The 15,924-nt window shown below is 58.5% G+C and carries 11 protein-coding genes; 3 read left to right on the top strand and 8 right to left on the bottom strand.

The window, feature by feature from the left end:
* Positions 1 to 84: 84 nt before the first annotated feature.
* The 3 genes from purL to ribA all read right to left on the bottom strand — a co-directional run bounded on the left by purL (position 85) and on the right by ribA (position 5,357).
* On the bottom strand, positions 85 to 3,039 hold the full coding sequence (purL, locus tag Mal65_RS00055) for a phosphoribosylformylglycinamidine synthase subunit PurL (protein WP_145292503.1): 2,955 nt from the start codon (positions 3,037 to 3,039) through the stop codon (positions 85 to 87).
* Between the two features lie 252 nt (positions 3,040 to 3,291).
* Positions 3,292 to 4,155 (bottom strand): prephenate dehydrogenase, encoded by an 864-nt coding sequence (locus tag Mal65_RS00050; RefSeq protein ID WP_145292501.1) that lies wholly within the window; start codon positions 4,153 to 4,155, stop codon positions 3,292 to 3,294.
* A complete protein-coding gene (gene ribA, locus Mal65_RS00045) occupies positions 4,152 to 5,357 on the bottom strand; it encodes a GTP cyclohydrolase II (RefSeq protein ID WP_145292499.1) in 1,206 nt (401 codons plus the stop codon). Before ribA ends, Mal65_RS00050 begins: the two co-directional genes overlap by 4 nt.
* A 140-nt stretch (positions 5,358 to 5,497) precedes the next feature.
* Between ribA and Mal65_RS00040 the strand changes: the two genes are divergently transcribed.
* From Mal65_RS00040 to Mal65_RS00030, 3 genes are read left to right on the top strand one after another with little or no spacing between them, the layout of a single operon-like run.
* Positions 5,498 to 6,577 (top strand): alpha/beta hydrolase, encoded by a 1,080-nt coding sequence (locus Mal65_RS00040; protein WP_145292497.1) that lies wholly within the window; start codon positions 5,498 to 5,500, stop codon positions 6,575 to 6,577.
* Positions 6,556 to 10,542 (top strand): hydantoinase B/oxoprolinase family protein, encoded by a 3,987-nt coding sequence (locus tag Mal65_RS00035; protein WP_145292495.1) that lies wholly within the window; start codon positions 6,556 to 6,558, stop codon positions 10,540 to 10,542. The genes Mal65_RS00040 and Mal65_RS00035 overlap by 22 nt, the downstream gene beginning before the upstream one ends.
* 15 nt (positions 10,543 to 10,557) lie before the next feature.
* On the top strand, positions 10,558 to 11,802 hold the full coding sequence (locus Mal65_RS00030; RefSeq protein ID WP_196784458.1) for a cytochrome-c peroxidase: 1,245 nt from the start codon (positions 10,558 to 10,560) through the stop codon (positions 11,800 to 11,802).
* 18 nt (positions 11,803 to 11,820) lie between these two features.
* Here Mal65_RS00030 and Mal65_RS00025 read toward each other — a convergent pair whose 3' ends face one another.
* The 5 genes from Mal65_RS00025 to Mal65_RS00005 all read right to left on the bottom strand — a co-directional run bounded on the left by Mal65_RS00025 (position 11,821) and on the right by Mal65_RS00005 (position 15,924).
* Positions 11,821 to 12,651 (bottom strand): TrmH family RNA methyltransferase, encoded by an 831-nt coding sequence (locus Mal65_RS00025; protein WP_145292493.1) that lies wholly within the window; start codon positions 12,649 to 12,651, stop codon positions 11,821 to 11,823.
* A 6-nt stretch (positions 12,652 to 12,657) separates the two neighbouring features.
* Positions 12,658 to 12,984 carry a DciA family protein gene (locus tag Mal65_RS00020; protein WP_145292491.1) on the bottom strand — a complete coding sequence of 109 codons (327 nt, stop codon included), beginning with the start codon at positions 12,982 to 12,984 and terminating at the stop codon, positions 12,658 to 12,660.
* On the bottom strand, positions 12,981 to 14,099 hold the full coding sequence (gene dnaN / locus Mal65_RS00015; protein WP_145292489.1) for a DNA polymerase III subunit beta: 1,119 nt from the start codon (positions 14,097 to 14,099) through the stop codon (positions 12,981 to 12,983). The genes Mal65_RS00020 and dnaN overlap by 4 nt, the downstream gene beginning before the upstream one ends.
* Before the next feature lie 49 nt (positions 14,100 to 14,148).
* A complete protein-coding gene (locus tag Mal65_RS00010) occupies positions 14,149 to 14,487 on the bottom strand; it encodes a hypothetical protein (protein ID WP_145292487.1) in 339 nt (112 codons plus the stop codon).
* Positions 14,488 to 14,754: 267 nt separating this feature from the next.
* Positions 14,755 to 15,924, bottom strand: coding sequence for a helix-turn-helix domain-containing protein (locus Mal65_RS00005; RefSeq protein WP_196784457.1), 1,170 nt, complete (start codon positions 15,922 to 15,924; stop codon positions 14,755 to 14,757).

Raw genomic sequence — 15,924 nt, 5'->3', positions numbered from 1 at the left:
CGTGGATTATTCGCCATCCAGTCTACAAGCAACGCCGTCGACGGACCCGCGAAAATTCAGCGAGTCCGCCCGCCGACGACGCGATTACCAGTCCAGCGTCCCCAGCCAAGCCGACTTAGCATCGGCTGTGTCGACCTGCAGGACGGTTTGGTTCCCCCAACCGACGCTGACCTGCGGATCCGACTGGACCGACCCGATGTGCCAAAGTGCAACCCCGGCATCGGCGAAACGTTTCTGCAATTCGTCTTCATGACCTGGCGTCACTTCGAGTAAGAATCGCGTATTCGATTCGCTGAACAGCAGTTCGGTCGCTGACAACGCCGACGACTCGGATCCGTCGCCACCGACATCATCCAACTGCAATCGGATCCCCAGTCCTCCTGACATGGCCATTTCGGTCGCCGCGACCGCCAACCCGCCTTCGCTCAAGTCGTGACAGGCCCGGATCATTCCGGACATGATCGCCTGATGGACCGCGGTGAACGTGGCTTTGGACATCGCGGGGTCGACGCGGGGGACCTGGCCGCCGGACAAACCGTGGACCAGGCCGAAGTGGGAACCGCCCAATTCACGGCGTGTTTGGCCGATCAAAAAGACAGCGTTCCCCGCTTGCTTGGCGTCCATGGTGACGGCTTTTCGCACGTCACCGATTTGGCCCATCGCGCTGATCAACAAACTGGGCGGGATCGAAATCGTTTGCTTTTCGCCCGACGCATCCACATAGCTGAATTCATTGTTCAAGCTGTCTTTGCCACTGATGAATGGTGTGCCCAATGCAATGGCCAAGTCCTGGCAAGCGATGGCCGCCCGTACCAACGATCCCAGGGTTTCGGGCCGATCGGTGTAGCCCCAACAGAAGTTATCCAAGATCGCAATGCGTTCGGGGTCGGCACCGACGGCAACCGCGTTTCGAATCGCTTCGTCGATCGCCGATGCGGCCATGTGATAGGTGTCGAAGTCACCGTAGTGCGGGTTCATGCCACAACTGATGACCAGGCCACGATGCGACGTCAACAACGGACGCAGCACCGCCGCGTCACTGGGACCGTCACACAGCGGCCCCACAAAAGGTTTGATCACGCTGCCGCCTTGAACCTCGTGATCGTACTGACGAACGATCGCGTGTTTGCTGGCAACGTTGGGGCTGGCCAAGATGTCCAGCAACGTTTGTCGATGTTGATCCGCCGGCAATGCCTCGGTTTCAATCTCTTGCACCGGAGCCGGATGATAGGTCGCGTCACGGATCACCGGCGGACGACCATCGTGCAAGAATTCCATCGCGACGTCGCCGACGGTTTCGCCGTGGTAGGTCAACGTCAATCGTCCGGTCGGTGTGAATCGCCCGATGACCGCCGCTTCGACGCCTTCGCTTTCACACAATTCCCGCAGTTCATCCCAACTGGATTGGGGAACGGCAAAGACCATTCGTTCTTGCGCTTCGCTGATCCAGATTTCGGTATAGCTGAGACCTTCGTACTTCAGCGGCGCTTTTTCCAGCCAGACCTCTGCACCGATTTCTTCGCCCATTTCGCCCACGGCGCTGCTGAAACCACCCGCACCGCAGTCGGTCACCGCGTTGTACAGTCCGCGATCACGCGCCTGAATCAACACGTCCAAAACCATCTTTTCGGTGATCGCGTTGCCGATCTGGACCGCGCCGCCGGAAAGCGATTCGGATTCGCTGGTCAATTCCGCGCTGCTGAAGGTCGCCCCGTGAATGCCGTCACGACCGGTGCGACCGCCGATCGCGACGATCAGGTCATCCGGTTTGGCTTCCTTTTCTTCCATGCCGACCGGGATCATTCCAGCGTTGCCACAGAAGACCAACGGATTGCCCAAATACCGTTCATCGAAATAAACGGCGCCGTTGACGGTCGGGATGCCCATCCGATTTCCGTAGTCGCGAACGCCGGACACGACACCTTTCATCACGCGTCGGGGATGCAACACACCCGGCGGCAACGTGGTGGGATCTGTGTCTGGACTGGCAAAGCAGAACACGTCGGTGTTGCAAACCGGTTTGGCGCCCATGCCGGTGCCCATCGGATCACGGATCACGCCGCCGATCCCCGTGTTCGCCCCACCATAGGGTTCCAGCGCCGAAGGGTGATTGTGTGTTTCGACTTTGAAACATGCGTGGTATTGATCATCAAAGGTGACCACGCCGGCGTTGTCTTTAAACACGCTGACGCACCAATCGTCATCGCCCAACGTTTTTCGGATCTGTTGCGTGGCCGCAAAGATCGTTTCTTTCAGCATGTTGTCGTACTGGCGTTCATCACCGTCAGGCGTACCGTCTGGACCCGGACCGCGATAATGAATGCGGCCGGCCAGCGTTTTGTGGCTGCAGTGTTCCGACCACGTTTGCGCAACGGATTCCAGTTCGATGTCGGTGGGATCACGACCGATCGATTCAAAGTGGTCGCGGATGGTCTGCATTTCGACCAACGTCAAATACAGTTGTCCTTCCTTGGACAATCGCATCAAGGCTTCGTCGTCCGCGTTGCGGATCGGGACGACGACCTTTTGAAACTCATAGGGCGATCCCACGTCCAACCGATCCATCTGCAGCGGACCTTGGACGACTTGTTCGATCGCATCGTTGGACAACGCGCGACGACAAATCCGATCGAGATCATCACCGGAAAGTTCGCCCAGCCAATATTTGCGAAACGAGCGAACGGCGTCGACGTTCAATCCGCGATCGGCAGCGGCCGACAGGGTCGACGCTGCAACGGGATCCATCACCCCGGGTTTGGGCAACACATGGACCAGGGTCGCTTCCGCACCAGGTGGTTCGGCCAAATCGGGATCGCCGACGATCGCGACGACGGTCCGCTGGACCACCGCATCGGCCAAGAAGGACTGGGCCAGATCGACGGCGTGTTCTTCATCCAGGTCGCCTTGAACCAGAAAGCCGGTGGCGCAGCGGACATCCACATCGCCCAACCCTAGCTCGTGAATCTCCTCGCGCGTCCGCTGTCCTTCACGATCCACTTCGCCGTCGGCCGGATAGATGTCAATTTGCCAGAGGGCCATGGTTCACGATTTTCCTGGATTCGCGTCTCGATCGTCGGTGTTACGGGCGACCCGATCGGTGGACCGAAATGAATGGCCCGGCCTGGGATGCATCGGTTCCTGGACCAGCGGGTCCGGTGACAAAACAGGGTCGGGATTGATCTAGCCGGCACGAATCAGCGATGAATCGCCGAAACGAACGCTTGGGATCGCCGTAGGTTTCCCCAAAGCATACGGACCGGCCGACCGGATCGAGAAGTGGGCCAGGATGAATCACCCGCCGGCATCGGATTCGTCGGACCGCCAACGAACCGCTTGGGCGTCGGCCAACCAGCGGCACAATTCTGCGTCGTCCCGCGTTTCAATCCACTGATGCAACACTTTCAGTTCGTCCGCACAGCGCCGCAGTTGATCCAGCACCGCGGAACGATTCTGTTGACAGATGGCGGTCCACATTTCCGGATCGCCCGCGGCAACCCGCGTGATGTCTCGCCAGCCGCTGCCGGCCAGCGGCAACGATTCCGGATCCGTCAACTTGGCGACCAAGGACGACATCAGATGCGGAACGTGGCTGATCGCCGCCAGTCGATCGTCGTGTTCCTCCGGCGTCATTTCCAGACAGCGCCCGCCGGTGGCACGCCAAAACTGATCCGCCTTTTCACGCACCGCCGGGCGATTGGCCGCCGTGGGGGTCAAGATGATGACTTTGCCGTCGAACAAATCATCGGTGGCGTTTTCGACACCGGTTTTCTCGCTGCCGGCGATCGGATGAGCGGCCACAAATTTGGCAGCAGCATTCGCATCGTCGCCGACATCGTTGACGATTCCCGCTTTGGTGCTGCCGACGTCGGTGATCAGACACTCTGCTGGCGAGTGATTCGCCGCCTGGATCACATAACCCGCCAATCGGTCCACGGGCGTGGCGATGACCACGACATCACTGTCCACACAAGCATCGGCCAAGTGTTCAAAACCCTGATCGATCACGCCCGCATCCAATGCACGTTCCAGTGTCGATGGACGGCGGCTGACGCCACAAACGTGCACATGGGGATGACCGCGACGGATCGCCTTGGCAACGCTTCCGCCTAACAAGCCGACGCCGATGATGGTCAGCCGAAAATCATCGTCGGTCACGGCAACTGGTGCCCCATCTTGTCGCGTTTGGTTTCCATGTAGCGTTGGTTGTGCTGGTTGATCGCCGGAACGATCGGAACCTGATCGACGACTCGCAGATCAAATCCTCGCAAGTTGAACGCTTCGGTCTTCTTGGGGTTGTTGGTCAGCAATCGCACTTCGTGCAGCCCCAAGTCTTTCAAGATCTGAAGACCAATACCGTAATCCCGCATGTCGGCTTTGAATCCCAACGCGTGGTTGGCTTCAACGGTATCGAGCCCCTGGTCCTGTAGAGCGTACGCACGGATTTTTGCGGACAGTCCGATGCCGCGACCTTCCTGGGGCAAATAGACCAACGCACCACGACCTTCCTGGCTGATCATCTTCAACGCCATGTGCAACTGATCGCCACAGTCACAACGCAGCGATGAAATCAAATCACCGGTGAAACAACTGCTGTGCATTCGAACCAACGGCGGTGGCCCGGGCGCTTTCAAGTCGCCGAACACTAGCGCGATCGGTTCCTGGGACTCGTATTCGACTTGGTAGACCAAGATCTGAAAATCGCCGTACTGGGTCGGCAATTGAGCGCCGGCACTGCGTGTGATCAATCGTTCACTGACGCGGCGATAGGCGATCAGTTGTTCAATACTGATCATGACCATGTTGTGTTCGTCGGCCAGTTCCCGCAGCTTCGGTCGGCTGGCCCGGTCTCCCGTTTCGTCCAGGATTTCACACAACACACCGGCGGGTTCCAGCCCCGCCATCCGCGCCAAATCGACGGCGGCTTCGGTGTGTCCGGCCCGACGCAGGACGCCGCCTTGCTTGGCCAGCAAGGGGTAAACATGGCCGGGCCGAACGAAATCGGTGATCGCACACTCGGGGTCCGCCAAACGTCGAATCGTCTCCGCTCGCTCTGATGCCGTGATCCCTGTCTTGGCCGTTGCGATGTCCACGGGAGTCACAAAAGCGGTTTTCAGTGGTGCGTCGTTCTGATTGACGATCGGCACCAAATCCAATCGGCGACAGACCTCCGGCAACACCGCCACGCACAACTGTCCACGGCCGGCCAAGATAAAATTGATCGTGTCGACACTGGCCTTTTCCGCCGCACAAATGAAGTCGCCTTCATTTTCGCGGTCTTCGGCGTCGACCACGATGATGACTTCGCCCCTGGCGATCGCTTCGATGGCTTCGGGAATGGTGTTAAGTCGCTCGGACATGAAAGTCGTGCCGGATGGTTTGGTGAAAGCATGGGGGTAGGGCGGCTGCCAACGCGTTTGTGCCGCTGGCCGCTTTCCTAGTATAGACCTGGGCGGAAACCGTCCTAAGTCCCCACCTATGATTCCTTTGGATCGACATCATGCGTTCGATACCGCATTCATCCCAAGATCCATCTTTGGCCGCCAAGCCCGCCGCCGCATTCGGGTGGATCGGTTTCGGCGCGGTCGCGATCACAACGTTCAGCCTGGTGACCGGTTTCGTGATCGGGCTGCTGAGCACTGCGTCTGCCCGGGCGGACACGCCAGACAATGGCAACAACACCACGACCGAACCCGCCGTCCAAGCGGGTGCGGAAGAGATGGCCGAACCAGGCGGCGACGTCATTCGCAAGTTCGACGTCGTCTATGACCCGGAAACCGGCAGGGCAGGCAAGTGTGACATTTACTTGCCCGCCCCCGCGGACATCGCCCCCGTCAACCCGGGTTCGCCCGATCCATCGCCCAAGACAAACGACCGTCCTGCCGTGGTCGTGGTTCACGGTGGCGGATGGATGTCGGGCGACAAATGGACGATGTACAGCCATTGCAACGCGCTGGCGAAACGCGGCCACGTGGTGATCAGCATCAATTACCGGTTGGCTCCCGAACACAAATTCCCGGCGCAAGTCGATGACGTGCGCAAAGCCCTGTTGTGGCTGGACGATCATGCGTCCGAATTGAACGTCGACCTGAATCGTGTTGGATTGTTCGGTTATTCCGCCGGCGGACATCTTTCGGCGCTCGTTGCCGTCGTGGCGGACGAATCACCCGAGATTCGCCAACGCTCCAGCGACTGGGCGGTCGACGACGCTCGCTGGGATCGGTTGCCAAAGATCAAAGCGGTCTGCGCGGGCGGGCCGCCTTGTGACTTTCGTGAATTGCCACCGGAAAATACTTCGCTGGCCTACTTCTTGGGTGGTTCACGACGCCAGGTTCCCGAAATCTATCGTGCCGCATCACCCACAGCCCTGGCATCGACGGGCGATCCGCCGATTCACATCATTCACGGGGGTGATGATTTTCTGGTGCCCGTCACGACCAGCCGATCCTTTGTCGCGGCGCTTCGCGACCAGGGTGTGGAGTGTCAATTGACCGAACTGCCCAAACTTGGGCACTTAATGACCTTTATGGACCAGCGGACGAAGCAAACAATGATCCGATGGTTCGAAAAAATGCTTTAACGTCTGACACGATTCGTCTGTGGATCGATGTCGGTGGTACCTTCACCGATGCGTTCGTCAGCCACCAAGGCCGACGACACAGCACCAAGGTTCTGTCCAGCGGCCTGGTTCGATACAACGCGCGTCGAGTCGACACCGAACATTGGTCGGTCGATTTGCCCGATGAACATCGCGTGCCTGGATTCTGGAATTCGGCGACCGTGCGTCGGATCGACTCTGGCGGCCAAGCGATCGAGCTGGGAACCGTGTCCGAAACGGACGCGACGTCGGGTGGCCTGAAAATCTTGACGGACGAACGTGGCGGGGCCGAACGAGATTCCGGCCAGGCGGACCTATCCGAATCGGTCGTACTGGAACTGGATGCCGGTTTGGAAGCACCGGCTTTGGCGGCCCACGTTCTGCTGAAAACGCCGATCGCCGCTTCGTTGCCTGAGCTGTCTGTTCGCTTGGGAACCACTCGCGGCACCAACGCGCTGTTGACGCGGACCGGTGCGCCGACCGCTCTGATCACCACCGCGGGTTTCGAAGACTTGCTGTTGATCGGTGAACAAGATCGTCCTGATTTGTTCGCCAAAGACATCATCAAACCGGCACCTTTGCCGAAATGGATGATCGGCATCAACGAACGATTGGATCATCACGGCGAAGTGATCCGGCGACCCGATCGCGATGAAGTGATCGCCGTGCTGCGCGACCTGAAACGCCAAGGTGCGATCTCCGTTGCGATTTGCCTGATGCACGCGCACGTCAACGACGACCACGAACGTCGCGTCGCAAAGTGGGCCGACGAGGTGGGCTTTGAAAACATCAGTCGTTCCTCCGAAGTGGCGCCGTTGATCAAACTGGTCCATCGTGCCGAAACGACTTGTTTGGATGCCTATTTGAATCCCATTCTGGATGATTACCTGCGTCGTGTTCGTCAGCAGTTGGGCGGAAGCCGGCGTTGTCGATTATTGGTGATGACCAGTGCGGGAAATCTGGTACCGGATGTCGATTACCGTGGTCGCGATAGTGTGTTGTCCGGACCGGCCGGTGGCGTCGTAGCGCTGGGCCGACTGGCCGACGCGATGGATTGCCAAGGTGCCATCGGGTTGGACATGGGCGGCACCAGCACGGACGTCAGCCGTTTCGTCGGCAAGGTCGGGCGACGCTACGAATCCGAAGTTTCGGGCACACGGATCCTGACACCGATGATGGATATCCACACCGTTGCCGCCGGCGGCGGTTCGGTCTGTGCATCAGTGGCCGGGCGATTGACCGTCGGACCTGCCAGTGCGGGCGCGGATCCTGGCCCGGCCTGTTACGGCCGTCGCGGCCCGTTGACGGTGACGGACGTTAATTTGTTGTTGGGGCGTTTGCCAGCCGATCGCTTTCCATTTCCGCTGGATCGCCGGGCGGCGATGTCGCGTCTGAAAGAGATCGCCGCTGAACGAAACTCGGTCTCAGCATCGTCGTCGGACTGTGACGACTTGGCGGCCGGTTTTCTGCAGATCGCTTGCACCCACATGGCCGAAGCTGTCCGCACGGTGACGACGTCCCAGGGCATCGATCCGCGCGACATGGCTTTGGTGGGTTTCGGCGGTGCGGCCGGAGGCCACCTGTGCGATGTGGCGGAACTTCTGGGCATCACCGAAGTGATCGATCATCCAGATGCCAGCCTGTTGAGTGCTCTTGGCATGGGGTTGGCATCCACCGGGCATGTTGCCACCGCGGGTGTCTATCAAGCTGCCGATCAATGCGATGTCGATCAGCTGATCAAGACTGCGGAATCTTTACAGACACAATGCCACCAAAGGCTGGCCAACGAATTGGCGGAAAAACAAATCGATTCGCCATCGGATCTCGGAGCGACGATCAATGATCGATTGCAAACTCGTTTCGAAATCGATTGTCGCTACCTGGGCACCGAATCGACGCTGACACTGGACGTCAATCTGCGTGGTCAGGTCGATCCGAACCAGTGGGTGCAGCGGTTTCATCAGCGGCATGAACAAGTCTTTGGCTATCGCCGTGATCATCCGGTCCAGTGGGTGGCGGTGCGGTGCGAAGTCACCCTGGCGTCGGACTCGGACATCTTTGTCGACCCGTCACCCGAGCGATCGATCAACACCGCCAGTGACCACGATGGTGATTCGGAAAACACGACGGGCGTTTGGATCAACGGACGTTGGCAAGTCGTCCGCGTCTGGGAACGGCAAGCTCTGACGACAGGGCAATCCATCGACGCGCCCGCCATGATCATCAGCGACCATTCCACGTTGCTGTTGATGCCCGGTTGGAACGCCAAGGTGGAGCAGGGCGGAACCATCCGAATGAAGCGTTCGACCGATCGGTCCCCGATTCCGACCGACACCGGTGATACCGAGGCCGAATCCGAAACGGTGGACGATGTCACGGTCGAAGTCGTCGCGCGTCGTCTGCAAGGGATCGCCGATTCGATGGGCGAAGTGCTGCGTCGCACCGCGATCAGCGTCAACGTTCGAGAACGCAAAGATTATAGTTGCGCGGTGTTTCGGAACGATGGTGCACTGATTGCCAACGCGCCGCATGTTCCCGTCCACTTGGGAGCGATGGGACACACCGTCCGCCACCTGATGCATGTCTACCCCGTGATGCACGACGGCGATTGTTACATCAGCAATCATCCCTTTGCGGGCGGTTCGCACCTTCCGGATGTGACCGTCGTCACACCCGTATTTTGCCGACCAAACGATCGTTCCGGTGCGCCAGACTTTATCGTCGCCTCGCGCGCCCATCATGCCGAAATCGGTGGCATCACGCCGGGATCAATGCCACCGGATGCGACCTGTTTGGCACAGGAAGGCGTTTTGATCCGTGACTTTCCGTTGTGCCGAAACGGCCATGAAAACACGGACGCTCTGATGCGGTTGTTGACCGGGGGCGATTACCCTTCGCGATGTCCCGATCAGAACCTGGCTGATATTCAAGCACAACGCGCCGCCGGTACCGATGGCGTCCGTGCGTTGCGTGAATTGACCCGTCGCTATGACGTCGCTGCGATCACACGCGTGATGGATCGGTTGATTGACCTGGCCGGCAATTCTTTGGACACCTGGCTGACGACGTTGCCCGACGAACCGCGTCATTACCAAGACCAACTGGACGATGGGACCGTGATCGCGGTTCAGATCAGCAAGTCACACCAAGACGATCGTCCCAAACTGAAGATCGACTTTACGGGCACGTCCGACGTTCACCCCCACGGTTTCAACGCGACGCCGGCGATCGTCACCGCCGCCGTGTTGTATGTTCTTAAAGTTGCCGGTGGTGACCACTTGCCATTGTGCGATGGGCTTTTGCGCGATGTCCAACTTGTCATTCCGGTCGGGCTATTGAATCCACCCGTCGACGACGACCCACGTCGCTGTGCTGCGGTTGTCGCCGGAAACGTTGAAACCAGTCAACGTGTGGTGGACGTGCTGATGGGTTGCCTGGACCTTGCCGCGGCGTCCCAGGGAACGATGAACAATCTGTTGATCGGTGATGACACGTTTGGGTACTACGAAACGATTGGGGGCGGTGCCGGGGCAACCAGTCAACGTCCGGGGTGTGACGGCGTTCACACGCACATGACCAACACGCGGATCACCGATCCGGAAATCTTTGAAAGTCGGTTGCCGTGTTCGCTGATCCGATTCGCGATCCGGCGCAACAGCGGTGGCAGCGGTCGACACCGGGGCGGCGATGGTTTGGTTCGCGAAATCGAATTTCACAAGGACTTGACAGTTTCCTGGATCACCGGACGGAGAACCACATCACCCTATGGGGTTCGTGGCGGTTGCAACGGTGCAACAGGTATCAACCAATGGGTTCACGACGGAGAAATCGTCACCCTACGCTCGGCGGATACAATCGAGGTCAGTGCCGGTGATCGATTTCGAATTCTGTCGCCCGGCGGCGGCGGTTGGGGCGTGCCGCCGACGGCGGACGATTCCGAATCGTAAGCCGTCAATTAATTCGTGTCTGCTCAAGATTTCATGCTTCGGTGCATCCACATGACGCCTTTGAATCGTCCCCAAACCTTCCGCGTCGCACTGATATTTGTCATCGTCGGGTCTTTCCTTTCTGCGACTTCCAAAGCGACACGCCCCGACATGGATGATCGCTCGGGGCGTCGACTGACTTTGCCGGATACGCCCGACAACTACTGCCAACCGAACTGGCCGGATCATTTTGCTCGATCGGCTGACAGGCTGGACAACACACCCGATGACAACCCGATCACCGATCACGGGGCGACGCTGGGTCGAGTGCTGTTTTACGACCCGACCCTTTCATCCAGTGGGAACACTTCTTGTGCCAGTTGCCATCAACAAAAATTGGCGTTCACCGACGACGAAAGGTTAAGTATCGGGCACCGGGGTGAAACCGTCGCACGAAATTCGATGAGCCTGATCAATGTCCGCTTCTATCAACGGGGCCGATTCTTTTGGGATGAACGGGCCCGCACGTTGGAAGACCAAGTCTTGATGCCGATCATCGATCCGATCGAAATGGGCCATCAATTGCCCGCACTGACCAACCAGCTGCAAAACGATCCCATGTATCCGCCGCTGTTTGAAAAGGCCTTCGGGGATCGCGAGATCGACCAGGACCGAATTGCCAAGGCTTTGGCTCAGTTTGTTCGATCAATCGTTTCGTACCGGGCAAAGTACGACATCGGACGCGCCGCCGTTGATGATATCTCTCAGCCGTTTCCAAATTTTACACCGGAGGAGAACCGAGGAAAGCAAGTTTTCCTGGGCCAGGGTCGCTGTGCCAATTGTCACTTCAGTAACGGTATCCCCACGCGATTGGCCGATGGCCGCCGTCCGGTTCGACAAAACGCTTTCTTTCACATGCTGCGTCCGGTTGCCAACGGGATCGATATCGATGGCCCCGACGTGGATCAAGGTGTGGGCGGATTCAACGGCGTCGATCTGGACATGGGTCGATTCAAATCACCGTCACTGCGAAACATCGAAGTCACCGCACCCTACATGCACGACGGACGATTTGAAACGCTGTATCAGGTGGTGGAACACTACAATTGGTCCGTCAAACCCCATCCCAATCTGGGTGGATCGCTTCGCGTTGCTTCCACCGATGGCTTGGCGATCCGTGAAACGGACAAGGACGCCTTGATCGCTTTCTTAAAAACACTGACCGATCACGCGTTGTTGTCGGACCCGAAATTCTCCGATCCGTTTGTCGACGCGCGGTGACAACGATCCTGGGTCGATTCAGTCCACACCAAACAGGTGTTGTAAAAAGATGGACGCGGCCGCCGCGACGTTTAGGCTGTCGACACCCGGTGCCATCGGGATACTCAAACACCGGTCGGCGATTCGCTGGGTCTGTTCCGCAACGCCCTCTGCTTCATTTCCCAACACCAACACTTGTGGTCGTCGGGCGGGCACTTCGTAGCCTCGGATGCTGTCGGCGGTTTTATCCAGCGACGTCGCCAATATCGTGACGTCAAGTCTTTTTCGAAGCCGATCCAAATCTGCTGCGACCGTGGTGGTGTGAAAGAACCGCTGGGCAAAGACGGCCCCCATCGATACACGGGTCACCCGTCGTCGCATTGGGTCGATGGTCCCACCGCCGATCCACACGTCTTGAATGCCGAATGCGGCGCAGCTTCGCAGGATCATCCCCACGTTTTCGGCGGTATGGATTTGATCCAAGACGACCAAGCCACGCCCGCGGATGCGATCAAAATCATCGGCGTTTGGGATCGCCGGTCGTGTCCCGCAGGCGATGACACCACGATGGAATTCAAAACCCATCAAGTGGTCCATGGCCGGTTTATCCATCTGGTAGACGGGACAACGTCCACCAGCGGCTTGGACAAACTCGGGTGCGAGGTCTTCGCGAGCCAAAACCGCGACCGGGTTTACATTGCTATCCAACATTCGATGGGTGACCCAGCGGCCTTCGCAAACGAACACCCCATCGTGGTGCAACCGTCGGTCAGAACCCGAACGTGGCAGATTCGCAAACACCGCGACACGCGGGTCTTGCCAGTCGTTGATGCGAATGGGGACGTGTGACGGATCAGTCGATTCGGACATGATCTGTCACGACGATGATGATTTGCCGGGCGCTTGGATGCGAAACCGCAGGTCGGTCACATTGGCCGCGGGCATTTCCTTTTGAATCTTTCGCAGCATCCGACGCTTTTGAAAATTCAGTTCCTGCAGCGTGACCGAATCGGTGGCGTAAAGAAACAGTACGCCCGCCTTTTGTTGCCCGACTTCGATACTGTCTGCCAGTGGCGGACCGGCGGCTTGTCGAACGATGTTCTGTATCTGTTCGGACGCCGCGATTTGGGCATAACCGCGACGTGCCATCAGTTGATTGATGATGGAGCCGACTTTTCGCAGCCGCGGTTTGTCTTCGTTCATCGGTCTCGTGCCATGGGCATGATCACGTAACCGTAGCCGTCGTCGGTCGACAGCAGGGCAGGGGCATTGCCCGATTCGATTTCGAAAATGAATGCCGTTTCCGAATCCAACACTTTGCAAAAATCGGCGACGTAGCGATGGTCCATCGTCAGGGTGATCGGTTCCCCGTCGTACGCGATCGGCAATTCGACCTGCGATTCACCGATGTCGGCGGTGCTGGCTTCCAGCTTCAGCGTTCCGTTGGCAAAGGTGAAATCGATCCCGCGACTTTCGTGATCGGTGACGATGGCCGCTTGTCGCAATGCTGCAAACAACGGTCCGATGGTCATGTCCAACTGGATGGCATTTTCGCGAGTCGGAAAAACTTGACGCCAATTCGGATACCGGCCTTCGACCAAACGGCTGTAGATCACCGCCGTGCTCGTTCGCAACAGCAGGTCATTCGGTCGGGCGGCGATGTCGACGGTTTCTTCTTTATCGTTCAGCGCCCGTTCGATCAGCTGGATGGCTCGCGTCGGAACAATCGTGCTCATCCCACTGGTTTCGTGCCCGCCCTGGGATTCCCCTTTGCCTTCCATTCGGGCCAGACGGCGACCGTCGGTGCCGACGGCGATCACACGATTGGCGTCCAATTCCAACAGCACGCCGCCCAGGGCATAACGGCTGCTTTCCGAATCGGTGGCGAAAACGGTTCGGCGAACCATTTCGCGAAACAGTCGCGTCGGAACGACGTGGTATTTGTCTTCGTCAAAGCCGTCGACGACCGGGAATTCATCGGGGTTGCCGCCGGGCAGCTTGAACTTGCTGCGTCCACCGGTCACACGAATGCCGCCTTCATCGGTTTCGATTGTCAGCGTTTCGTCATTGCTTTCCCGCAGAATCGCTCCGGTCCGCTGGACGGGCAGCAAAGCCGTACCTTCGACTTCGATTTCCACGCCCTCGGTGACTTCCAGACGGATCCCCACCTCCATGTCGGTCGCTGCCAGCGTCAACTTGCCACCGGACGCGGTCACCTTGACGTTCTGCAGGATTTCCTTGGGCGATCGTGCAGGAGCGATGCTGGCTGCCAGGGAAAAGGCGGCGGTCAGGGTGTCACGCTGGCAAGAAATTTTCATCGAGGGCTGACAAGTCGCAGAAGGACGGAGGGGAAATGACAGGGGACGATCACACCGGCCCGATGCAAGGGTGCACGGATTGGACAGGCCACGTTCGCAAAAGCGTGAATCCGTCCGGCCATGATTTTGTACCCGACATGACCGAGGATGGTACCCGCAGGATGAAGACCGCTGTAGGCATCAAAGGTGTTCCCCCAGAGGATTGATTCCAGGGATTTATATTTTTATTGACCGTCGTCATCGGAATGCGCACGCGAATGATGTTGATCTTGCCGGAATCGTCAAGCCAAACACCGTTGTTCCAAGCACTTACGTGAATCAAGCCGCTGTGGAAAACGCGGTTGAAATCGGTGCGTTCTTTGTCGCCCGATGTGACAGTTTCCGACACTCGGAAACATCGCACCGAAAACGTTGACGGTGCGATCGGGAAAACGGACACCGAAACGCAACCGAGTCTGACCAAGTTTTCCACGATGATCTTTTTCGAGTTTCTTTCCGGACGACTGTTTGAATCCTTTCATCTTGTCACCAAGGGCGGGCCAATCCATCCGGAAAATAAGCGTGCAGACATCTCCCTGGTAGACAATCCCTTCACAGGATCCGCCGGGGAAAATAAGAAGCAACCCTCGTGAAGCCGAACGACGGCGGATTGGGCTCAGGCGCCCAGCTTTTCGGTGACTTCGGCCGCGGCACGGCGCAAATCGGCATCGCTGACCAACGAAGCTTCCGTCTTGCGGATCGCGTGCAGCACCGTTGAATGGTCGCGCCCGCCAAAGGATTCGCCGATCTGATGCAGACTGTGGGTGGTCAATTGGCGAGCAAGTGTCATCGCCAGGGATCGGGCTCGAACGATCTTCTGCTGGCGTGAACTGCTGCGTAAATCTGCCGATCGCAAGCGAAAATGACGGGCCACCGATTTGGTGATCGCGTTGATCGAAAGCTCCGAATCGCGCTGCAGTGAATCCAGAGCGAATTGGATGCCTTCCATGTCGGGGGCGCGATCGTTCATCCGGCACCACAGGTTCAGCTGTTTGACACAGCCTTCCAAATCGCGTGGTGTCAGCCCGTCGGGAAGACCCGCCGACAACAAATGCACCATGTCGGGCGGGACGACCAAGTCGTGCAGTAGGAAATATTCGCCCAACAAAACCCGTCGAGCTTCGTCACCCGGGCAGGCGATGTTCAGCGTCAGCCCACCCATCGAACGACTGACCAACCGAGGACGCAATCCGCGGGTGTCCGACGGGAACCGCCGACAAACCAAAATGGTCAACTTGCCGGATTCGGCGCGTCGATCGATTCGGTTGGACAGTTCCTCCTGAGCCGCCGACTTGTCCGCGATCAGGTGCAAGTCATCCAGTACCAGGATTTCCACCTCGTCCAATTCGCTTTGCAGCGGTGGCAAGTCATCCGAATTGATCGCGTCGGCGTACTGACGAGCAAAATCCACCGCCGGCAAGTAATGCACGACCGCGGGCTGGCCGTCGATAGGATGCTGAACCGCATGTCGGGCCGCCAAGTGCAGGGCAAAGGCCGATTTGCCGATGCCCGATGGTCCGGTGATCAACAGTGGGCTGGCCAACGACAACAATCCGCCTTGCGGACCGGCCAGGTGACACAGCAATTGATTCTCGGGCCCCAAAACGCAATACGGCAGCGATTTTGCGGTGGTTCCATCGTTCCCGCCGCGACGGGGACGCAGGTGACGCCGGACCTTTAAACGTGGACGTTCCAATGGAAACGACACGACACGACGCGACCGGGAATCCGCAGATCCCAGCGATGACGCGGTGGGCGTTGATTCGGGTTGGGCCGACGTTTGCAC

It is taken from the genome of Crateriforma conspicua, from assembly GCF_007752935.1.
In the GTDB taxonomy this organism is placed as follows: domain Bacteria; phylum Planctomycetota; class Planctomycetia; order Pirellulales; family Pirellulaceae; genus Crateriforma; species Crateriforma conspicua.
Note: the sequence above shows the minus strand (reverse complement) of the source record. Positions and strands in the feature narration are given on the sequence as shown.